Source organism: Pseudomonas sp. RT6P73, from assembly GCF_054897715.1.
On the sequence record NZ_JBUBUV010000001.1, the window covers coordinates 18,917 to 37,193 of the forward strand.

The following is an 18,277-nucleotide window of genomic DNA, read 5'->3' on the forward strand; positions in this document are numbered from 1 at the left end:
GGTGGGGGCTTCGGCCCCTTTTTTATGCACGTCAATAAAGGATGTAGAGCTATGAACTCACTTGTTCTGGCGGCAAGTTTTTTGATTGTGACCCTGCGAGGTACGTTTCGCGGGGTTGAATTTCTCGAGCCGGGTACGGTGCTTGAGGTCTCGCGCGATCTGCGTAACACGATGATCGCTAACCGCGCGGCGCGTGACGCGACCGACGAGGAAATCGCCGAATATCGCAACTTGCACGCGGCGGCCGATTTGATCGGCGGGGATCTGCAGGATCTGGCCAGGCAGAAAGGCGATCTCGAAGACGAGATCTACACCCTCAACCAGGCCAAGGCCGCATTGGCCGGCGAGCTCGAAGGTTTGCGTGGCCAGCATACCGAGCTGAGCGAGGAGCTGGAAAAGCTGGGCACGCAGCGCGCCGCACTGGTGACTGAGGTCGCGGAGCTGGAAGCGAAAGCCAAGCCAGCGAAGGTCGCCGCCAAGTGATAGGCGACGACGATTTCGCGACGTTCTTCGACCCTGACGAGTTCGGCTGCACGGTGCAGCTGATCGAGCCAGATCGGCCGCCCCGCGATGTCGACGGCATGTTCGGCAAGCCGGAAACATCGGGCGGCATTTACCGCGCCGGCACCGATCCAGGCGCTGCGCAGATCCGCGCGACGCCGAATCAGCGTCACCTGCAGTTGCCTCGCGGTGAGGTGCCGGAGGCCTGGCGGGCGACGAAGGTCGTCACCGATGGCGTGACTTACTCAATCGCTGATGTCGCGCCGCTGGGTCGCCTGCGTAGCTTGCTGACGCTAACCCCGTTCGGCGATCGCGCTGCAGCTCCTGGAGAGCGTGGGAAATGGCAGGTTTCCAGCTAAATTTTGCCGTCGATGGTTGGGGCCAGGTGGAAAGGGAAGTCGGGCAGGCGTCCAAAAAGATGGACTTGGCGGCTGCTCGAGCACTTCGCAAAACCGCGCAGTGGCTGCGCACGCACAGCTCCCGGGAAATCGCCAAAGAGCTGCGCATCACGCAGAGCCCGATTCGCCACCGGTTCGACATTTTCAGTCAGTCAACGGCCCGCGAGGTCAAGTTGTGGGTTGGTCTGCGGCCGCTGAGCGTGCATTACCTGGGCACGCCAAAGCAGACCGCGACCGGCGTCTCGGTTGGGCATCGCGAGTATGAAGACGCCTTTATCTCGCCGATGAAAACCAAGCACCAATTGGTTTGGCGTCGCAAAGGTCGCGAGCGGTTGCCGCTCGAGAAGGTGACAGAGGACTGGGCCAGCGAGGGCGTTACGGCGCTCGAGCGCTGGGAAAAGCGGGCAGAACAACGATTTGTAGAAATTTTCGAACAAGAGGCGCGCCATGTCTTCACCCCAGCTTAATAACGTCTCCGATCTGTTTTTCGCGATCGGCGACGCGATCCACGCTGCGGGTTTGGGCGTGGCCGTCAGCAATTACGACGAATTCAGCGGCACGGTCGGCGACGCCGAGGTGCTGATCGAGATCGAGCGCACTGCACCAGGTATCAAGCAGAACGACGGGCGGCACGTTCACAACGTCTCGGTGACTTTGCACGCGGTCGTCGCCAGGTGGCGCAAGTTTCCCGCGCTCGAGGCGATGAACCTGGCCACGGTGCTGGCTCGCCTGGCGGACTCGAACCGCTGGAAGCTGCCGGGCCGGCAATGCAACTTGCCGGACAATATTCACTGTGGCCCCTCGATCTTTCAGAAGGGCCGCGACGGGTACGAGGCCTGGGGCTGTTCGTTTACGCAGGGCCTGGCCATCGGTCCAGACCGGACGCCAGAAGATCCGGTAATCGGCGGAATGCCGCTTGTAGCGTGGCGAGTTAACCCCGAGCTCGGGCCACCAGGTGAGGCGGAACATAAACCGCTCGAGGTGTAGCCATGTTCGAGGCAATCATCAATCAGCAGCTGGGGCCGCTGATCGAGCGCCTGGCCGAGATCGAGATCGAGATCGAGGATCTGCGTCGACGCGCGGAGAACCACAACCGAATCGGTATCGTCGCCGCTGTCGATCCCGGCGCCGGCCGCTGCATGGTCAGCCATGGCGACCTAAAGACACCCTGGATCAAGTACGTAAACCCGAGCGCCGGGGAAATCAGCGAGACGCGCCACCCTTCGGCCGGCGAGCAATGTCTGCTTATCAACTACGGCGGCGGCGATGGCAGCGCGCACTCGATTGCGTTGTGCGGATTGAATTCCGATGCGTTCCCGGCCGTATCAACCGTGCCGGAATTGCATCGCCGCACGTACCCGGACGGAACCGAAAGCAGCTACGACCACGCAAGCCATAAGCTCGAGTGGAAGAACGGTCCGCTATCGGTCAAGGCCGATCAAACGGGCCTTGTCGTAATGCTCGGGGCGGTGGGTTTTAAGCTGGCCGGTGGGAAGTTCTCGCATATCGGCGGCGCGCTCGATCACGACGGCGTGAACATCGGCAAGGATCACTTGCACAAAGACACGCAGCCGCAACAAGGCGCGTTCTCGGGGCCTCCTAAATGATCGGCATCGATAGAGATTCCGGGGCCACGGTCGACGATTGGCCTCAGTTTGTGCAGCGAGCAACGCGCGCGCTGACAACCCCGCTCGGGACCCGTCAGAAGCGCCCCCTTTACGGCAGCAAATTGCACCTGGTGCAGGGCCGGAACATGGGCGATAGGCATCTGATTCTGGCGCAGAGCTACGCGGTCGAGGCCTTTTTCAACGAGGCGAACGGTATCGACGACTTCAAGCCAGAAACAGTCGTGGCCACGCGAGGCGAGTCAGGCATCCGCCTGCGCCTGGCCGGCACCTGGCATAACCGCAAAATGTCCTTTGAGGTGGCCACTTGAGCATGCTCATACCCGGTCAAAACCAGCTGGCCGAACCTGCGATCGTCAAGATCGAGGAGTTCGAGCCGCTGCTCGCTGAATTCAAAGCGTTTGTGGTCGAGTTCGTAGCGGCCCGATCGCCTGAGAACGCGGCAAAGCTCGAGGTCAGCCTGCAGAACGAAAGCGAGCTGCTGACCTTGGCGCTCGAGGCCTTTACGGTTCGTCTGCAGACGCAAGAACGCAAGTACAACGCCCGTATAAAACAGATGCTCGCATGGTGGGCTGAGGGCTCGAACCTCGACGCCAGGCTCGCCGACATGGGGCTCGAGCGCCAAACAATCACGCCGGGCGATACGGCGGCATATCCGCCTGTCCTCCCGGTGATGGAATCTGACGACGACGCCAGGCTGCGCTATTACCTGGCGCCGCACGCACCAGCCGCGGGCTCGCGTATGCAGTACCGGCGCGAGGTGCTGACGCTGGGCGAGCGCCCAAAGGTTTCAGTCGATCCGATCTCGGCCGGCGTGGTGAATGTGACGTACACGTTCGACCCTGACGGCTTCGCGGCACAGGTCAAAGATGGCAACGGCCGGCGCACTGCGCCGGGCCAGGTGACTGTGACCGTGCTCGCTCGAGCGGGTGACGGAACACCGTCAGAAAGCCTGCTCGGCGCCGTGCGCACGCACTTTGCCCGGTCGGACGTGAAGCCTGAAACAGACCAGGTAATCGTCCAGGGCGCGCAGATCATCAACTACAAGATCCGCGCGATCGCTTACATCAACTCGGGGCCTGACGCGGCGCTGACAGAGTCCACGGCCGAGACGCAGCTGCAGAAATATGCAGACGCCTGCCACCGGCTCGAGGGGCGCGTCGATCTGACCTGGATCGATTACACGCTGCACAGCGCCGGGGCTATCCGGCTCGAGATCCTCGAGCCACTCGCGCCGATCGCCACGACGGCGTCACAGGCCCCGTATTGCACGGCTGTAGAGGTTGAGGTCCGCACGCTATGAGTGATGACCTGGAGCCTGTACGGCACACGCTACTGCCTGCCAATCGATCGCCACTCGAAACGGCGCTCGATCTCGGTTTCGCCAAGCTCCTGGAGCGAATCGATCCGCCGTTTCCAGAGCTGATGGACCCTCAGCGAACGCCGGTCGACTTTCTGCCGTATCTGGCTGCCGATCGCGGGGTTAGCGAATGGAGCCCCGCGGCGCCTGAGGCTGAAAAGCGGCTGACGGTTGCACTGGCCTGGCCAACAAAACGCCAGGCCGGCACGCGGGCTGCGCTGGAAAACGCGGTTAAGGGGCTGCAGCTGGTGCCCGAGGTTACAGCCTGGTTTGAGCAGACGCCGCCCGGCCCGCCTTACAGCTTCACCGTCCGCGCCTTCTCTCAGTTGCCTTACAGCGAAGAAATCGACGAGCGCCTCGATCGACGGCTCGCCGACGCGAGAAGCGAGCGCGACACGCTGTCGGTTTCCGTGGGGTTGAGCGCGTTCGGAACGCACTACATCGGCGCGGCGACTGTCTGCGGCGAGCTGACCACTATTTACCCGATCGTTATCGAAGGCGCCGAGGCGTCCGGCGAGTCCTTTAGGGGCGCCGGCCTCTACCTCGTCGAGACGACCACAATTTATCCTCAGGGGTCCTAAATGGCCGACTTTTACACCCTACTGACCAATGCGGGTATCGCATACGAAAACGCCTGCAAGGCTGCGGGCTTGCCGATCAAGCTGTCGCAAATCTCGGTAGGCGATGGCAATGGCGCGGTTTACAACCCCGCCGCGACTGCGACCGCGCTCAAGCGCGAAGTGTGGCGCGGGCCTCTGAATGCACTGTTTCAGGACGAGCAAAACCCTAGTTGGTTGCTGGCCGAGGTGACGATTCCGCCCGAGGAAGGCGGGTTTTATGTGCGCGAGGCGGGCATCTGGACCGACTCCGGCATTTTGTACGCGATCGTTAAATATCCTGAGTCGTTTAAGCCTGTACTTGCGAGCTCTGGCTCGGGGAAAGAGTTCTACATCAGGTCGATTTTTGAAACGAGCAACGCCTCGAGCGTAACGCTTCTGATTGACGACACCGTCGTCAAGGCTACGCGGGCTTGGGTAATGGGCTATCTCGCTGACGAGCTGGCCAAGCTGGATGGCAAGCAGTCGGTACGCGTGGCCACCACGGAAAACATCGTGTTGAACGGTGCGCAGCAAATCGACGGCATCGCGGTTGTGTCGGGTCAGCGGGTGCTGGTGACGGCCCAAACGGCGGCGAAGGATAACGGCATTTATGTCGTGGCTAACGGCCCATGGGTTCGCTCGGCTGATTCCAACACTAGCGCCAAGGTGACTCCCGGCCTGACCGTGATGATCGAGGAGGGTACAAAGAACGGCGATTCTCTATGGCACCTGGTCACAAATGGCCCTATCACGTTGGGCACTACTGCGCTGTTTTTTGAAATGCTCGCAGGCAGAACCGGCGTGGAGCCGGGAACGTACAAAAGTGTCTGGGTCGACAAATATGGTCGTGTGTTGGGCGGCACGAACCCGACGACGCTTGCGGGTTTCGGGATCGAGGACGTTTACACAAAGCTGCAAGCTGAAAAGTTGGTGCGCGATGCTATTGCCGTACCGGTGGTAAGTGTATCTGCGTCGTACAGCTTGCCGGCCGCTGAGCTTGGCCTGGTTATGATTGATTCAGCCCTGGCGGCCGTCACGGTGACATTGCCGGCGTCAAACGGCGCATTGGGTGTGCGTGATGTGGTTCTGCGCCGCACGGATGCGACTGCAAACGTGTTGGTTATCGCGGCCGCTGGGACCGATAAAATCCTGCTGGATACCACGGCGCAAGCGGCTGGCCAGGCGACAACAGAGCTCCTGTTTAGCGGCGACTTTTTGCGTTTGCGCAGTGATGGTGCTGGCAAGTGGTGGTGTATCGGCCAATCAGAGCTGCCGGGGAGCATTGCTACTGGCTATAACGTTATTTCTGCGACCGGGGTTTCCGCCTATGCAGTTCCGCCCGTGCTGCGCTCTGGGCGCCGCTGGGCAAAGGTCAAAATAACAGGCGGCGGGGGTGGTGGCGCGTGCAAAGCCTCTGCGCCCGGCCCGTCGGGTGGTGCTGCCGGCGGAGTGGCAGAAAAGCGGATTAACCTCGCCGGAGTGACTACGGTATCTGTGACTGTGGGTCCAGGCGGGGCCGCTGGTGCGACGGATGGGGCGTTCGGTGCGGTGGGAGGGGCCTCAACGTTCGGAGCCTATTGCTCGGCTCAAGGCGGCGGTGCCGGACAAGTCAACGGAAACGCTCCGGTGGGCGGTGTCGGGGTGGGTGGCGATCTCAATTACAGCTTGGGCAGTGGCTGCCCGGCGGTATCCGGTCCAGGCGGCTCCCTGTTCGGTGGTTATGGGGGCGGCGCTGCAAGCCCCATTGCTTCCTCGGATTCGACCACTCCGGCAAGGCCGGGCTGTGGGGGTGCGGGTCGAACTACGTCTGCTGGCGTTGCGGGTGCGAATGGCCTTGCGGAGGTTTCTTGGTGATGACTATGTGGGCACTTATTCAAAACGGCACAGTTTTCGAAACTACTGCAATCAATCCGGCAGGACGCTTTCACCCGGATTTAAAGTGGGTGCCGTGCGGTCCCGAGGTCGGGCAGCGGTGGTCGTTTTCCGGTGGGGTATTCAGCGCCCCGGTGGTGGACCTTGAGGACTGGGTGGGAGCTGAGCGGATTTGGCGAAATGCCGAGGTGAGTTCTAGCGAATGGCTGGTGATGCGTCACCGCGATGAACTCGACCTCGATATAGCGACCACGCTAACAGCCGCTCAATTTTCGGAGCTGCTGAGTTATCGGCAGGATCTGCGGGACTGGCCTCGGTCTGGCGGCTTCCCTAATGCCGATCAGCGCCCGAGAGCCCCGGCCTGGCTCGCAGATCAAACCCAATAAACGCCCCGCACTGACGGGGCGTTTTCTTTTCCGCTTTTCACTCCTGGACGTTTAAACGATGAAAAACGCTTTCAATGGCGCGGCCTGGCTGTGCTCGTTCTTTTTTGCCTGCCTGCAGTGGTTTGGCTTGGCGGTGGTTCGCCTGGTGCTTCTCGCGCTGGGGCTGCCTGTGGTCGCGCTGGCGGTGTCTTACCCTGTCGCGGGGGTATCGGTGAGCGATGGTCGCCCGATCGTCAACCTGCGGCGCTGGGCGTGGCTTTTCGGCAATGATTTCGACGGCCTCGACGGTGATAAGCGCAACTGGTGGGCGGACAACTGCGACGCCCTGGTGCTGTTCGGCCTGCGGACACTCCTGCGCCGTGCCGGTGTGCCGATCGCGCCGCTGGCTGTCACCAGTTGGCTTGCTCGATGGTGGTGGGCTGCAGTGCGAAACCCGGTTAACAACATGCGGCTGTTGCCGATGTTCAGTTGTCCGGTAAGCGAGTGCCTGGTCGAGCGCCTCGGCGCCGATCTGGTCGAGGACAAGCCAGGGCAAGGCGGCTGGCAGTTCGTCGTTGCACGACGTCCTGCAGGGCTTGCGCGCTGGTACGGCCTGTATTGCGTTTGGCAGATCAAGGCCGATCGCGCCTGCGTCCTGCGCCTCGGTTTCAAGATCAAGCCCGAGCACGAGCTCGCACCAGGTGAGCCGGCCAAGGGGATGACCTTCAAGTTCAACCCCTGGAAATCCATTTAACCCCTATTCCTGACAACCCTCAGAAGGCCGCGCTGCGGCTTTTTTTGTGCCTGGAGATTGATCGATGGCCATCCGCAAAAACTACACCGTTCTGGTTCCGTTCCCGACCGGAGGCGGCCACTACGCCGCCAAGGGCTCGACATTCGATCTGCTCGACGTCCAGGCCCACGCCTTGGAAACGGCGGGCCGCATCAAACAAACCGCCCTGATCGAAGCCGAGGCAGCCGCTGCGGCGGCTCAGGCACCGGCGGCAAAGAAACCCACTGCGAAGGCTGAGTAAACATGGCAGAAGTAACGAATTTTGAGCACAACGGCGTCTCGATCGAGTCGAACGAACCGCCCGAGTCGATGGGCGGGATTGGCGATAACGTAATCGGCATCGTCGGCACCGCGCCAAACCGCGCGATTGGTGTCCCTCTCAATGCTCCTTTCCGCATCAACGGCCAGCTGACCGCCGACATGCTGGACCCGACCGGCGCCGAGGCCGGCACGCTGATTTTGACGGTCAAGCAGATCCTCAAGGTCGTTAAAGTTCCGATCTACGTCGTCGTTGTTGAGGCCGGGCTGACCCCGGCTGACACGATCAATAACATTATTGGCGGCGTTGATTCTGAGTCTGGCCAGCTGATGGGCATGTCGGCGCTGACGACCTGCCTGGAAGATCCGACCATCATCGGCGCGCCAGGCTTCTCGTCTGAGCAGTCCGTGCATAGTGAGCTCGCCTCTCTGGGCCAGCGTATGCGAGCCCGTGTGGTCCTGGACGGCAAGGACGTTACCGTCGCCGGGCAGGTGTTGAACAGTCAGTCGATCGGCGGCGCCGCGCTGGGTTACGACCGCTGCTACATGGTTCACCAGATGCCCGCGGTTTACTCGAAAGCGGCCAAGGCAAACGTCTTTTTGCCGCCCTCGAGTCTGGCCATTGCTGCGCTGGCCAAGGTCAAGCAGTGGGAAAGCCCCGGCAACCAGGTCACGTATGCGGCCGACGTTTCGCGGACGGTCGAATACAACATCCTGGACAAGTCGACCGAGGGGGATCTGCTCAACCGCTACGGCGTCAGCTACTACGCCCGAACGATCCTCGGCGGCTTCTCGCTGATCGGTAACCGCTCGATCACCGGCAAATTCATCAGTTACGTCGGGCTCGAGGACGCCATCGCCCGCAAGCTCATCAAGGCGGCGCAAAAGGTCATGTCTATGAACCTGACCAAACGCGCAATGGAGCAAGAAGTAACGCGGATCAACCTGTTTATGCAGGACTTGGTCGCCGACGAAACCATCCCGGGCGGCAAGGTCTACCTGCACCCGGAATTGAACAGCGTCGAGAAGTACAAAAACGGCACTTGGTATCTGTGCATTGACTACGGCCGCTACGCGCCAAACGAGCACATGATCTACCAGCTCAACGCCAGCGACGCCATCATCGAAGAATTCCTGGAGGATGTTCTCTAATGTTTACTAACCGCGTAAGGCAGATGATGACGGCGACCCTGCAGGGTATGCCGTTGATGGCCACGATCGACGATTTCGACCCGCCACCGATCGAGTTCGATCAGGAGTCGATGCGCGGCGGTCGCTTCATTGAAGAAGAAATGGCCGTGGGCATGAAAGCGCTGTCGGCCAAGCTGACGCTGCAGGGCGTTGGCCTGCCGATTTTCCTCGCTATGGGCGTGGTCAGCGGCGGCGAAATTCTGCTGACCGTCCAGGAGGCCGGCGAGGACCAGGAGGGCAACGAGTGGTTTGCCTATCACGTCTGCACCGGCAAGCTGAAAAAGCAGGAAGACAAAACGATCAAGATGGGCGACAAGCCGATCACGACCCTGGAGATCGCGCTGCGTAGTTACCAGCGCCTCGAAATGGGCGTCCCGGTAATCGACATCGATACCCGCACGCAGAAGTGCGTAATCAACGGTGAAGACTACCTCAAAGGCGCCCGCCGCCTGGCCTTGATGCCTTAAACCGATCGCTACTCAATGAACCGCCTACGGGCGGTTTTTTGTTGCCAGAAGGAAAGTAAAAAAATGCAAGAAGTACAGCCAATGAACTGGTTAAACGCGTCGTACCCGCTGCAATTTCCAATCACTCTGGATAATGGCGACGCCTTGAGCGAGATTCCGCTGCGGCCGATCAATGTCACTGAGCATCGCGCGGCCATCGTCAAGGGCGGCAAGGATAACGATGACCAGTTCGAGCAGATCCTCATTGTCGCCACTGGCCTGCCGGATTCCGTGCTCGAGCAGCTAAAGCAGCCCGACTACGTGTCCCTGGTTGAAATTATTCACGACTACATCAAGTTGCCGGGCACGTATTTTTCGGGCGCGAAGCCTGAAAACCCTGACGACTTCCCGTTGCTCGTGCCGGTCAAGGGTTTCGGCGGTCGGCTGATCGAGAGTCTGCAGATCCAGGTCCCGGCGATGAAGGTCTCTAAGACCATGCGCAAATTGAAGACGGCCAACGAGCGCGCCGACTTCGTGAGCGCCCATTGCGTGGGTCTGTCGGTGCCTGAGGTGCAGAGCCTGAGCCTGCCCGACTGGACGCAACTGCAGGAGCGTCTGAACGATTTTTTGAATCGTCCGGCTGCCTTCTTTCAGAGCGCGACGTCGACGTAATCCTCGACGTTGTACCCCTCGTTTACCACGTATCCGAGGCGGAAATTCTGGAATGGGACGCCGGCAAGGGCATGCGCCGCTACGAGTTAGCGATCGCACGCCTGGGCGCGAAAAAGGGGTAGGGCATGGCTGAGTCAAAATTCTCCTTACGCCTTGCTGCGCATGATGCGTACTCGAGCACGTTCGGCGACTTCAAGAAGAAGGCCGGCGCGCTCGAGGAGGGCATCAAGTCGCAACGCGCAGAGCTCGACAAGCTCAACCGTACGGCCCGGTCGGCTGATGGTTATGCGACGCTGACGGAAAAGGTCGCGAAAACGACCACGGCCCTGCAGTCGGCTCGAGTCGAGCAGACGCGTATCGGGCGCGAGCACAAGGCGGCGGCCGAACGGGTCGAAAAGCTGAAACAGGAGTATGAGCAGGCGGCGCTCGCGCTCAAGACGCTAGAGTCGAACACTGGCGCCACGGCGGCGCAGATGCGCGTCGCTCGGACTGAGGCGAACAGGCTGCAGCGCGAGCTCAATAGCGCCAGTTCTGAGGTCCGAAAGCTCGACACCTCGCAGGATAAGGCGACAGCGAGTTTGCGCACGCTGACCGCCGCACAGCGCGGCGAGCGGAACGAGCTCAAGCGGCTGCAGACGGAACTCACGGCGGCCGGCGTTGATACTGGCAAGCTGGCCAGCGAGCAGAAGCGTCTCGAGTCGTCGACCAAATCGGCCAACGCGGCATTGGCGGCGCAGCGTGCGCGCCTGGAGGCCGTCAGCGGCGCACAGTCGCGCATGGACGACAACCGGGGCAAGCGTGCGGATATGCGCGGGCAAATGGTCGAGACGGCGGCGCTGGCCTATGTGGCTGCGAAGCCAGTCAGCCAGGCGATGGACATGGAAACGGCCATGGCCGACGTTGGCAAGGTGATTGATTTCGCACCTGGTCAGCGTGAAAAGATGGCGTCGGACAACCTCAAGCTTGCGAGCGATCGCCTGATCGCTTCCAGCGGAATGACGGCCGTCGACCTCGCGAAAATCGAGTACGCGGCTGGGCAGTCGGGTATCGGCAACAACAACAAGGACGCATCGGGCAAGGTCGACCAGGTCGCCAAGCAAAAAGACATCATGGAATTTACCCGTGATGCCGCGATCATGGGCTCGGCGTTTGATGTCAGCTCGGAGGAATCCGGCCAGATGATGGCCGGTTGGCGTGCGTCGATGAATCTCAATCGCACGCAGACGCTGGACCTTGCGGACTCGACGAACTACCTCGGCAACAACTTCAACGCCTCCTCTGCAGACATTGCGTCGGTAGTGAAGCGTTACGGCGCCATTGGTTCCGCGTCGGGCCTTGCGCCTGAGCAGACGGCCGCTCTGTCGGCGGCGCTTTTGAACCCTGGCACTGAGAAAGAAATCGCCGGTACCGGATTTAAAAACTTCCTCTCCGCTCTGACGAAAGGCGAGGCCGCGACGAAGGGTCAGAAAGAGACGTGGTCAGAGCTCGGTTTCGATCCTGAGGATCTGGCCGGGCAGATGCAGAAGGACGCGCCCAAGACGATCATGTCCGTTCTGCAGAAGCTCAAAGAGCAGCCGGTAGAAAAGCAGTCGGCTTTGGCCACGCAGCTTTTCGGCTCGGAGTCGATCGGCGCTATTCAGCCGCTGCTGTTGAACTTGGGCGAAGTCCAGCGCGCGTTTGACCTGGTATCTGACAAGTCCAAATACGCAACGTCGGTGCTCGGCGATCAGGGCTCGATGATGCAGGAGGCGGCCGGGGTGGCCAACACCTCGCGCACCGGTTGGAACTCGTTTACCGCATCGCTGACGCGGCTTTCGACTCTCGTCGGCACGGCGATGTTGCCGGCGTTTAACTACCTCATGGGGCCGCTCGGCACGTTTGTTAATTACCTGGGCGACGCGGCCGAGAAATTCCCGAACATTACGGCGGCGCTCGCTGTTGCTGCGGGTGGTCTGACGCTGCTGAAAGGCGGCGCGCTGGCATTGAAATATGTCGGCCTGATGGTTGGCCAAGGTGCGAACCGTGGCGCGCTCGCGCGCGCCAAGCTGGACGCCAGCACGGCGAGCACCGCAACGCAGGCAAATCTCGCGGTAGCTCGCTTAAATCGCACCATGGCCCGTATGGGCGGTGGTGGCGGCATGGGGAGCGGTAGCGGCGGGGGCGCAGGCGGGAAAAAGGGTGGCAAGCTGACGCCTGTTAAGCCTGGCGCGAGGCTACCGTCTGCGCCGTTTATGGCGAAAGCGGGGCTGGCAGCTGAGAAGGTGCCAGGGCCGATCGGCAAGATTGCGTCAGCGGGTGCCAAGCTGCTCAACGCAGCCCCGAGTTTGACTGCAGTTGCGGCGACGGTGGCCGAAAAGGCGCCTGGCGTAGCAAGCGGCGTAATGTCGGGCGCGAAGGGCCTCGGCACGACGGCTGCAGCGGCGGTAGAAAGCGCGCCTGGGATGCTGTCCAAAGTGGCCGCCATGGGTGGCAGCGGGCTCAGCACGGCCACGAAGTTGGCAGGCAAGGCGGCGGTGCCGCTGATGCTCGTCAGTGGCGGGATTCAGGCTGCAGAAGGCATTGCCAACGGTGACAGCAAGCAGGTTGGCAGCGCGGTCGGTGGCATGGCGGGCGGAATGGCGGGTGCCTGGGCTGGTGGGGCTACTGGTGCCGCGATCGGTACGCTGATTTTTCCGGGGCCTGGGACTGCAATTGGCGGGGCTATCGGCGGTGTTGCCGGGGGTATTGCCGGCTCTGGTGCCGGCGAATGGTTGGGCGATAAGTTGGGCGCCCTGGTCGACAAGCTGAGCGCCCCGGATGACGTCGCAAAGGATGTCGTCAAGGGTGCTGCAGCAGCGACACCGATGGTCTTTTCGCCGTCTATCACGATGACGCCGACCGGCGACCCTGCGTATGACCAGCGTTTAACTGACCAGATCCTCGCGCGGCTGAAAGGCGAAATGATGCCAATGATGATGGCCAGCGACCCGCTGGCGCAGCGTCGTGGCGCGTCTCTGACAGATGGGAGTGAGTAACGATGGCGCAGCAAATGGCGCTCGGGGAGTTCGTTTTCGGGCTCTCGAGCGGCTTCCCTTATGAAACGCTCGATCGCAAGACAACGGGCGGATGGGTCAGCCTGGACATAATCAGCAGTAAGCCCCGATCGCACCAGACCGGCCAGGCGCTCGAGGAGCTCAGGCTCAACGGAAAGGCTCAGTTTGCGGATGGCATGGCCAAGCTCGACGAGCTGCGCGCCATGGCTGACGCTCGCGTGCCTTATGTCCTGGTCGACGGTATCGGTCGCGTATGGGGACGCTGGCGGATTGACGGCGTCAACGAGGGCCAAAAGCGCGTGCTCGATGACGGCACGACGACGCTCCTGGAGTGGTCGCTCGATCTTTCGGAGTTCTTCTAATGCGCAGAGTGCGAACGATCGCAGGCGATACGGCCAACCTGTTGCTTTATCGCGAGCTCGGCCGGTCTGACGACTCGGCCGAGGAGGCGTTTTGGTTGGTGAATCCGGGGCTGGCCGAACTTGGCGCGGCGTTGCCGGGTGATATGTGGGTGTTTCTGCCCGAGTTGGCCGCGAAAGCGGCTGCAGTAAAGCCGATTTCGGCGTGGGACTAAGGGGGTAGGGTTATGGCGCTTGGATTTACGCCGGCAGTCGAGATCACGGGCGCTAACGCAGCGCTGATTAACGCTCGCCTGGTTGATTGGGAGCACGTCGACGCGTCCGGCGTTAAGTCGGACACGCTAAACCTGACGGTTCGGGTCGACGACCTGGAGGGGCTGCCAAGCTTTGACGGGAAAATCGGGCTCAAGGTCGGCTATCTCGAGTCGGGGCTCGTCGATAAAGGCGAGTTCAATATCACGCGGTGCCGGCCTCAGTTGTTCCCGCCGCTGCTGAAAATTGTCGCCACTGCAGTTCCTTTCAAGGTGGCCGACGAGACGGCATTTAAGGAGCGAAAATCGGCCAGTTTCGGGCCAACTACGCTCGGCGAGATCTTTCGGCAGTTGACCGGGCGTCACGGATTTTCCCCTCGGATTTCGCCCGAACTGGATGCAAAAGTTATCGACCATATCGACCAGTCGAATGAAACCGACATGGGGTTTCTGACGCGGATCGCGCGCAAGTACGACGCTGTCACGAAGCCGGTTAACGACCTGTACGTCATGGCGCTGAAAGGGCAGGTCAAATCGCTGTCGGGCCAGACGTTGCCGGTGGTGACGCTGTCGGTCACGAAAGGGAACTCGCCGAACGACCGATCGTTTATCAATGCCACGCTCGACGAAGAAAGCCGCGTCAAGTTCCAGGGCTGCAAAACGGTCTGGTGGGACGGTGCGACCGGCAAAGAGTGCGTGGTAGAGACGGGCTCAAAGCCATTCAAGAAGGTGACGCAGCGTTACCAGAATGAGGCGGACGCGAAGGCGGCCGGCGAGGGATCGCTGCGCAAGCTCAAGCGCGAAGAAATGAAACTGCAGATCGATTGCCCCGGTAATCCAGATCTTGCAGCCGAGGGGCTGATCGAGCTCGACGACACCTGGCCGTCATTCATGCGCGGTCAATGGTCAATTGACCAGGTGACGGCGAACGGCAGTCGGCAGCAGAGTTACCGCTGCTCGCTGACTGCGACAATCCCTGCAGAATAAAAAAGCCCCCACTGCCTAACGGCGGTGGGGGCTTTTCTCGTTTCTGGCGTTACTGCTCGAGCAGGGCGCCGGGCATGGTCGGCGGCGACTGATAGTCGACCATCACGGCCGGCAGGTTCTGCAGGTCCTGGACGTTGGCCAGCTTGCCGACGACCTCGATCGCGTTCCCGTTGGCGGCGATCCATGTCGCGTCTCGGTCGAGCCATACGCTGGCCGGCGCGCCGTTTTTGTACCGGCAGACGCCCCAGCGCTTGCCGTCCTGGCTGAGCATCTTGCAGTTGACCGACAGCCCTGCGCGCTCGCTGACGCGCTCGAGCGCGTGGTCGTCCTTCTTGACCACGTCGTTGACCAGGATCGCCACCAGGGCGACGGCGACGGCGCCGATAATGATGGGCTTTGCTTTCATGCTGCGCGGATCTCCGTTCGGTTGAGGCGCGCAGGGTAACAAAAAGCCCGCCGAGGTGGCGGGCTTGTGGGGTGGGCTACATGCTCACTTCACCATGGCTTTTTAACGTCCCGATCGGGGCCGCCGAATTCCGCATCGGTGCGGCCGTCGTTGTCGAGGTCTTTGTCGGGTCCGCCGAATGTCGCATCTGTGCGGCCGTCGTTGTCGAGATCTTTGTCGATGCCTCGGACCTGTGCGTCGGTGCGTCCGTCGTTGTCGAGATCCCGATCAGGGCCGCCGAATTTCGCGTCCGTGCGGCCGTCGTTATCGAGGTCGCGGTCTGGCCCGCCGCACGTTGCGTCAGTTCGGCCGTCGTCGTCGACGTCGCAGTCACGGGCGGCTGCAGGCTGGAACGCGCCAGCGATGGCCAGAACAAGGATGGCGCAGGCAATGTTGAGGGTGCGTGTTTTTTTCATGGGGTCTGTCCTTAGGCTGCAGCTTTGAGGGCGAGAATTATTTCTCTGGCTGCTATCGGCGGCACGGCATTGCCGGCCATGTGTACGGTGAGTCGGTGGCTTTGAGGGCGCTTGTAGCCTTCGGGAAATGTCATGGCGCGCATGACTTCGTCGGCGTTTATCATCCGCATTTTCGAGCCGTTTACGACAGCCCAGCGGTCCCGTGTGGTGATGGTTCCTATCGGCCTGCTCAGGCAGCGCCCGGTAAGGCCTGAGCCGGATCCGTAGTAGGGCATGATGAAGCGATCGCCGAAGGTTTCACGGCCGTTTTTGACGCGAATAAGGGTAGAGGCCGCGCGACCAGGCTTCTCAATATCGGACCAGCGCCCTGATTCGAAATCGATAAATGAGCTCGCTGGGACACGCTCGCGTTTCGGCAGCACCAGGTTAAGCGGTGCCTTGCTGAGGGTGCAGATCAGAAACAGCCGCACGCGGTGTTGCGGTGCGCCAAGGTCCGCGCAGTCAACGATATGTGGCGCGATTTGGTAGCCCATTCGGCGCATTCCATCGGCCCAGCTTGGGTATAGCGGCCAGTTTAGGAACTCGGGCACGTTCTCGATAACCCACGCCTCTGGCCTGAGCACCTCGCTGGCAGATACGACCGACCAGGCCGTCGAGCGCGAAGCGTCGTGCTTGGGGTTGCCCGAGTCCTTACCGCGCGCCTTGGTGTGGCCCTGGCAGCATGGGGAGGCGAGGCCTATATCGCAGCGGGGAACTTGCGACCAGTCTGCCTGGTGCAGATCCTGGCATGCGTGCTGCGCTTTCGGGTGGTTAGCGCTATGCCACTTCACGGCCTCTGGCCAGTGATTGGCAGCCCATAGAACCTGTACGCCGGCCGCCTCTGCGCCCTCGCTTGTTCCGCCGATGCCCGCGAAAAGATCGAAGCCGGTAGTCATTCTTCGCCCTCCTGGTGCTGCTCGGGGCGCTGGGTGTACACGCGGTAAACGAAAATGTAAATGGCGTGAACGAGCATGGCGATGGCGATCGCGCCAGTCACGAGGATTTGTAGGCCGGTAGGGTCGTCGCTGCGCTTCATTAGACGGCCTCCCCGATCAGTTTCAGAACGCCGTGCCAGGCAATCAGGCAGCATTCTTGCTCGAGGTAGGCGCGCACTTTGGCGCGGTTGGCTGGATTTGCAGCGTCGCGCAGAGTCAGGTTGCGCGCTGTGGTATAGTCGATTTTGGACATGGTTAACCCCCTAGGTTTATCTGTCTTGCCTGGTGGCGGGTGCAACCGCTACCAGGCTTCTTTTAAATCAGCGATTCGAGCCGGCGCGCCAGCTCGGCCTGGTTGCCTATCTCGTAATGCCCTTTCCCGTCGTGATACTTCTTAAACAGGTCGTCGAGCGCCTCAATAATCAGGTACTTGACCGGCACGCTGTCGGTCGACATGTTTTTAATGTCGGTGGTGCCCGTGTGGTATTTGGTCGGCACGATTGCCTTGAGCTGTTTCTCGTCGCCGCCATCCGAAACCACTGCTTTTCTGGCTTTGTCGAGGTGCGCCTCGTCTGGCGCGCTGTTCGGCCGGCTCGGGCGTTCTAGGCTGATTTTTGGGGCTGGCTTGCTCATTTATCCATCTCCAGGAGCTCGAGGGTTACGGCCTCGATGTCGTCTCGGGCACCGTCGCCTGCAGGAAGATCAAACACGCTGAGGCCTTCGGCAATGCCGTTTGTATACGAGACGCTCTGATATGTCTTGGCGTTGAGCACCGGCAGCTCATAGCCGTGCAGGGCCTCTGTCGCTGTTCTCTCGATGATTGTGTTTCTGATGGCCCTGGCGACTAGCAGAACCGCTTTCGGCAAGCCATCGGTAACTTCCTGGCGGTCCTTGACGAGCTGCACCATGTCGCGGGTGGCCCAAATGTCGTATTGGCTTGGCTGTACCGGGATTATCACCAGGTCAGAAATCTTGACCGCGTCAGAGGTCAGGGGCGTGATTTTCGGGATACCGTCGATAATTACGTAGTCATACCCCGAGGAAATGCGCGGCAGATCGCGCTTTATTGTTTCGCGCATGATTACGCAGGGGACCGGCACGGCGTCGTCAGAGCGTGCGCTTGCCCAGTCAGTGGCCGACCCTTGCGTGCCGTCCAGGTCGACCAGGAGCACGTTCTTTTTATGCACGGTAGCCAGGCACGCGGCGATATTCGTCGCGCTAGTGGTCTTCGTGGTGCCGCCCTTTTGGTTCTGAAAGGTCCAGATTCTTGCCGCCATTGTGAAGGCCTCGCGATTGGGTGAGGCCTCAATATACGTACAAATGTACCTTTGTACAATAGGCCATAAGGGCAAAGGTACAAAACAAACAGGCGCGTAGCGCCATCCTTTACAGAGACTCTGTCTCTGCGCTTTGGCTTGTCCTTTCTCCTGGCGCCTGTAGCCCTTGCGCTGCGGGGCCTTCCCGCTATGGGCTGAAAGGTCGGGACTCTGGTCGTCCTTATGGTGTAGGCCGTCCTTTCTGCGTTTTCTCGCCTTGTCGTCCTGCCGATCTTTCTTTTCGCGTCGTGACGTCACCCGTCAGCTATTTATGTTTATACCTTATTGCCCTAGGGCAATGGGTGCATGCACTACACCCGCAGCCCAATCCCCTATGCACCAATAACACCATACCAACATACACCCATAACCCTACATTCAATCAGGGTCATGGGTGTATACACCAATTCCCCATTC

At 60.9% G+C, this 18,277-nt stretch carries 26 protein-coding genes; 19 read left to right on the forward strand and 7 right to left on the reverse strand.

The window, feature by feature from the left end; all coding sequences use genetic code 11:
* The first annotated feature begins 51 nt into the window (after positions 1 to 51).
* The 19 genes from ACYZT6_RS00085 (at position 52) to ACYZT6_RS00175 (ending at position 14,709) form a co-directional block, all read left to right on the forward strand.
* Positions 52 to 483, forward strand: a complete 432-nt coding sequence (locus ACYZT6_RS00085; protein WP_462025234.1) for a hypothetical protein — start codon at positions 52 to 54, stop codon at positions 481 to 483.
* Complete coding sequence (locus ACYZT6_RS00090) at positions 480 to 860, forward strand: head-tail joining protein (protein ID WP_462025235.1); 381 nt, start codon at positions 480 to 482, stop codon at positions 858 to 860. The genes ACYZT6_RS00085 and ACYZT6_RS00090 overlap by 4 nt, the downstream gene beginning before the upstream one ends.
* A complete protein-coding gene (locus ACYZT6_RS00095) occupies positions 842 to 1,366 on the forward strand; it encodes a hypothetical protein (RefSeq protein WP_462025236.1) in 525 nt (174 codons plus the stop codon). Before ACYZT6_RS00090 ends, ACYZT6_RS00095 begins: the two co-directional genes overlap by 19 nt.
* Positions 1,347 to 1,886 carry a hypothetical protein gene (locus tag ACYZT6_RS00100; protein ID WP_462025237.1) on the forward strand — a complete coding sequence of 180 codons (540 nt, stop codon included), beginning with the start codon at positions 1,347 to 1,349 and terminating at the stop codon, positions 1,884 to 1,886. The genes ACYZT6_RS00095 and ACYZT6_RS00100 overlap by 20 nt, the downstream gene beginning before the upstream one ends.
* 2 nt (positions 1,887 to 1,888) lie before the next feature.
* A complete protein-coding gene (locus tag ACYZT6_RS00105; protein ID WP_462025238.1) occupies positions 1,889 to 2,506 on the forward strand; it encodes a phage baseplate assembly protein V in 618 nt (205 codons plus the stop codon).
* On the forward strand, positions 2,503 to 2,835 hold the full coding sequence (locus ACYZT6_RS00110) for a phage baseplate protein (protein ID WP_462025239.1): 333 nt from the start codon (positions 2,503 to 2,505) through the stop codon (positions 2,833 to 2,835). The genes ACYZT6_RS00105 and ACYZT6_RS00110 overlap by 4 nt, the downstream gene beginning before the upstream one ends.
* Positions 2,832 to 3,827 carry a baseplate J/gp47 family protein gene (locus tag ACYZT6_RS00115; RefSeq protein ID WP_462025240.1) on the forward strand — a complete coding sequence of 332 codons (996 nt, stop codon included), beginning with the start codon at positions 2,832 to 2,834 and terminating at the stop codon, positions 3,825 to 3,827. The genes ACYZT6_RS00110 and ACYZT6_RS00115 overlap by 4 nt, the downstream gene beginning before the upstream one ends.
* The gene (locus ACYZT6_RS00120; RefSeq protein ID WP_462025241.1) at positions 3,824 to 4,465 is read left to right on the forward strand and encodes a phage tail protein I; all 642 of its coding nucleotides are present in this window, start codon (positions 3,824 to 3,826) and stop codon (positions 4,463 to 4,465) included. The genes ACYZT6_RS00115 and ACYZT6_RS00120 overlap by 4 nt, the downstream gene beginning before the upstream one ends.
* Complete coding sequence (locus tag ACYZT6_RS00125; RefSeq protein ID WP_462025242.1) at positions 4,466 to 6,337, forward strand: phage tail protein; 1,872 nt, start codon at positions 4,466 to 4,468, stop codon at positions 6,335 to 6,337.
* A 5-nt stretch (positions 6,338 to 6,342) separates the two neighbouring features.
* Positions 6,343 to 6,741 (forward strand): phage tail assembly chaperone, encoded by a 399-nt coding sequence (locus ACYZT6_RS00130; RefSeq protein ID WP_462025243.1) that lies wholly within the window; start codon positions 6,343 to 6,345, stop codon positions 6,739 to 6,741.
* Positions 6,742 to 6,799: 58 nt separating this feature from the next.
* On the forward strand, positions 6,800 to 7,474 hold the full coding sequence (locus ACYZT6_RS00135) for a DUF7338 family protein (protein WP_462025244.1): 675 nt from the start codon (positions 6,800 to 6,802) through the stop codon (positions 7,472 to 7,474).
* Between the two features lie 64 nt (positions 7,475 to 7,538).
* Positions 7,539 to 7,754 (forward strand): hypothetical protein, encoded by a 216-nt coding sequence (locus ACYZT6_RS00140; protein WP_462025245.1) that lies wholly within the window; start codon positions 7,539 to 7,541, stop codon positions 7,752 to 7,754.
* Between the two features lie 2 nt (positions 7,755 to 7,756).
* A complete protein-coding gene (locus tag ACYZT6_RS00145; protein WP_462025246.1) occupies positions 7,757 to 8,923 on the forward strand; it encodes a phage tail sheath protein in 1,167 nt (388 codons plus the stop codon).
* The gene (locus tag ACYZT6_RS00150; protein ID WP_462025247.1) at positions 8,923 to 9,429 is read left to right on the forward strand and encodes a phage major tail tube protein; all 507 of its coding nucleotides are present in this window, start codon (positions 8,923 to 8,925) and stop codon (positions 9,427 to 9,429) included. Before ACYZT6_RS00145 ends, ACYZT6_RS00150 begins: the two co-directional genes overlap by 1 nt.
* Before the next feature lie 63 nt (positions 9,430 to 9,492).
* Positions 9,493 to 10,080, forward strand: a complete 588-nt coding sequence (locus ACYZT6_RS00155) for a phage tail assembly protein (RefSeq protein WP_462025248.1) — start codon at positions 9,493 to 9,495, stop codon at positions 10,078 to 10,080.
* 125 nt (positions 10,081 to 10,205) lie between these two features.
* Positions 10,206 to 13,094 (forward strand): phage tail tape measure protein, encoded by a 2,889-nt coding sequence (locus ACYZT6_RS00160; protein WP_462025249.1) that lies wholly within the window; start codon positions 10,206 to 10,208, stop codon positions 13,092 to 13,094.
* Positions 13,095 to 13,096: 2 nt separating this feature from the next.
* The gene (locus ACYZT6_RS00165) at positions 13,097 to 13,474 is read left to right on the forward strand and encodes a phage tail protein (RefSeq protein WP_462025250.1); all 378 of its coding nucleotides are present in this window, start codon (positions 13,097 to 13,099) and stop codon (positions 13,472 to 13,474) included.
* Positions 13,474 to 13,686, forward strand: coding sequence for a tail protein X (locus ACYZT6_RS00170; protein ID WP_273905537.1), 213 nt, complete (start codon positions 13,474 to 13,476; stop codon positions 13,684 to 13,686). Before ACYZT6_RS00165 ends, ACYZT6_RS00170 begins: the two co-directional genes overlap by 1 nt.
* A gap of 12 nt (positions 13,687 to 13,698) precedes the next feature.
* Complete coding sequence (locus ACYZT6_RS00175; RefSeq protein WP_462025251.1) at positions 13,699 to 14,709, forward strand: phage late control D family protein; 1,011 nt, start codon at positions 13,699 to 13,701, stop codon at positions 14,707 to 14,709.
* Between the two features lie 49 nt (positions 14,710 to 14,758).
* Here the strand turns inward: ACYZT6_RS00175 and ACYZT6_RS00180 are convergent, their stop codons facing one another.
* The 7 genes from ACYZT6_RS00180 to parA form a co-directional block, all read right to left on the reverse strand.
* Positions 14,759 to 15,115, reverse strand: a complete 357-nt coding sequence (locus ACYZT6_RS00180; protein WP_462025252.1) for a hypothetical protein — start codon at positions 15,113 to 15,115, stop codon at positions 14,759 to 14,761.
* 89 nt (positions 15,116 to 15,204) lie between these two features.
* Positions 15,205 to 15,570 carry a hypothetical protein gene (locus ACYZT6_RS00185; RefSeq protein WP_462025253.1) on the reverse strand — a complete coding sequence of 122 codons (366 nt, stop codon included), beginning with the start codon at positions 15,568 to 15,570 and terminating at the stop codon, positions 15,205 to 15,207.
* 11 nt (positions 15,571 to 15,581) lie between these two features.
* Positions 15,582 to 16,505 carry a DNA cytosine methyltransferase gene (locus ACYZT6_RS00190; RefSeq protein ID WP_462025254.1) on the reverse strand — a complete coding sequence of 308 codons (924 nt, stop codon included), beginning with the start codon at positions 16,503 to 16,505 and terminating at the stop codon, positions 15,582 to 15,584.
* A complete protein-coding gene (locus tag ACYZT6_RS00195) occupies positions 16,502 to 16,645 on the reverse strand; it encodes a hypothetical protein (RefSeq protein WP_462025255.1) in 144 nt (47 codons plus the stop codon). The genes ACYZT6_RS00190 and ACYZT6_RS00195 overlap by 4 nt, the downstream gene beginning before the upstream one ends.
* The gene (locus tag ACYZT6_RS00200; protein ID WP_462025256.1) at positions 16,645 to 16,797 is read right to left on the reverse strand and encodes a hypothetical protein; all 153 of its coding nucleotides are present in this window, start codon (positions 16,795 to 16,797) and stop codon (positions 16,645 to 16,647) included. The genes ACYZT6_RS00195 and ACYZT6_RS00200 overlap by 1 nt, the downstream gene beginning before the upstream one ends.
* 62 nt (positions 16,798 to 16,859) lie before the next feature.
* Positions 16,860 to 17,177 (reverse strand): hypothetical protein, encoded by a 318-nt coding sequence (locus ACYZT6_RS00205; protein ID WP_273905526.1) that lies wholly within the window; start codon positions 17,175 to 17,177, stop codon positions 16,860 to 16,862.
* Entirely contained in the window at positions 17,174 to 17,821 is a 648-nt protein-coding gene (gene parA, locus ACYZT6_RS00210; protein WP_273905524.1) for a ParA family partition ATPase, read from the reverse strand. The genes ACYZT6_RS00205 and parA overlap by 4 nt, the downstream gene beginning before the upstream one ends.
* Between the last annotated feature and the right edge of the window lie 456 nt (positions 17,822 to 18,277).

Excerpts from the sequence above, each read along its gene's own strand:
- ACYZT6_RS00085 (WP_462025234.1), top strand. The coding sequence starts at position 52 with ATGAACTCACTTGTTCTGGCGGCAAGTTTTTTGATTGTGACCCTGCGA.
- ACYZT6_RS00095 (WP_462025236.1), top strand. The coding sequence starts at position 842 with ATGGCAGGTTTCCAGCTAAATTTTGCCGTCGATGGTTGGGGCCAGGTG.
- ACYZT6_RS00100 (WP_462025237.1), top strand. The coding sequence starts at position 1,347 with ATGTCTTCACCCCAGCTTAATAACGTCTCCGATCTGTTTTTCGCGATC.
- ACYZT6_RS00105 (WP_462025238.1), top strand. The coding sequence starts at position 1,889 with ATGTTCGAGGCAATCATCAATCAGCAGCTGGGGCCGCTGATCGAGCGC.
- ACYZT6_RS00110 (WP_462025239.1), top strand. The coding sequence starts at position 2,503 with ATGATCGGCATCGATAGAGATTCCGGGGCCACGGTCGACGATTGGCCT.
- ACYZT6_RS00120 (WP_462025241.1), top strand. The coding sequence starts at position 3,824 with ATGAGTGATGACCTGGAGCCTGTACGGCACACGCTACTGCCTGCCAAT.
- ACYZT6_RS00125 (WP_462025242.1), top strand. The coding sequence starts at position 4,466 with ATGGCCGACTTTTACACCCTACTGACCAATGCGGGTATCGCATACGAA.
- ACYZT6_RS00130 (WP_462025243.1), top strand. The coding sequence starts at position 6,343 with ATGTGGGCACTTATTCAAAACGGCACAGTTTTCGAAACTACTGCAATC.
- ACYZT6_RS00135 (WP_462025244.1), top strand. The coding sequence starts at position 6,800 with ATGAAAAACGCTTTCAATGGCGCGGCCTGGCTGTGCTCGTTCTTTTTT.
- ACYZT6_RS00140 (WP_462025245.1), top strand. The coding sequence starts at position 7,539 with ATGGCCATCCGCAAAAACTACACCGTTCTGGTTCCGTTCCCGACCGGA.
- ACYZT6_RS00145 (WP_462025246.1), top strand. The coding sequence starts at position 7,757 with ATGGCAGAAGTAACGAATTTTGAGCACAACGGCGTCTCGATCGAGTCG.
- ACYZT6_RS00150 (WP_462025247.1), top strand. The coding sequence starts at position 8,923 with ATGTTTACTAACCGCGTAAGGCAGATGATGACGGCGACCCTGCAGGGT.
- ACYZT6_RS00155 (WP_462025248.1), top strand. The coding sequence starts at position 9,493 with ATGCAAGAAGTACAGCCAATGAACTGGTTAAACGCGTCGTACCCGCTG.
- ACYZT6_RS00160 (WP_462025249.1), top strand. The coding sequence starts at position 10,206 with ATGGCTGAGTCAAAATTCTCCTTACGCCTTGCTGCGCATGATGCGTAC.
- ACYZT6_RS00165 (WP_462025250.1), top strand. The coding sequence starts at position 13,097 with ATGGCGCAGCAAATGGCGCTCGGGGAGTTCGTTTTCGGGCTCTCGAGC.
- ACYZT6_RS00170 (WP_273905537.1), top strand. The coding sequence starts at position 13,474 with ATGCGCAGAGTGCGAACGATCGCAGGCGATACGGCCAACCTGTTGCTT.
- ACYZT6_RS00175 (WP_462025251.1), top strand. The coding sequence starts at position 13,699 with ATGGCGCTTGGATTTACGCCGGCAGTCGAGATCACGGGCGCTAACGCA.
- ACYZT6_RS00180 (WP_462025252.1), bottom strand. The coding sequence starts at position 15,115 with ATGAAAGCAAAGCCCATCATTATCGGCGCCGTCGCCGTCGCCCTGGTG.
- ACYZT6_RS00185 (WP_462025253.1), bottom strand. The coding sequence starts at position 15,570 with ATGAAAAAAACACGCACCCTCAACATTGCCTGCGCCATCCTTGTTCTG.
- ACYZT6_RS00190 (WP_462025254.1), bottom strand. The coding sequence starts at position 16,505 with ATGACTACCGGCTTCGATCTTTTCGCGGGCATCGGCGGAACAAGCGAG.
- ACYZT6_RS00195 (WP_462025255.1), bottom strand. The coding sequence starts at position 16,645 with ATGAAGCGCAGCGACGACCCTACCGGCCTACAAATCCTCGTGACTGGC.
- ACYZT6_RS00200 (WP_462025256.1), bottom strand. The coding sequence starts at position 16,797 with ATGTCCAAAATCGACTATACCACAGCGCGCAACCTGACTCTGCGCGAC.
- ACYZT6_RS00205 (WP_273905526.1), bottom strand. The coding sequence starts at position 17,177 with ATGAGCAAGCCAGCCCCAAAAATCAGCCTAGAACGCCCGAGCCGGCCG.
- parA (WP_273905524.1), bottom strand. The coding sequence starts at position 17,821 with ATGGCGGCAAGAATCTGGACCTTTCAGAACCAAAAGGGCGGCACCACG.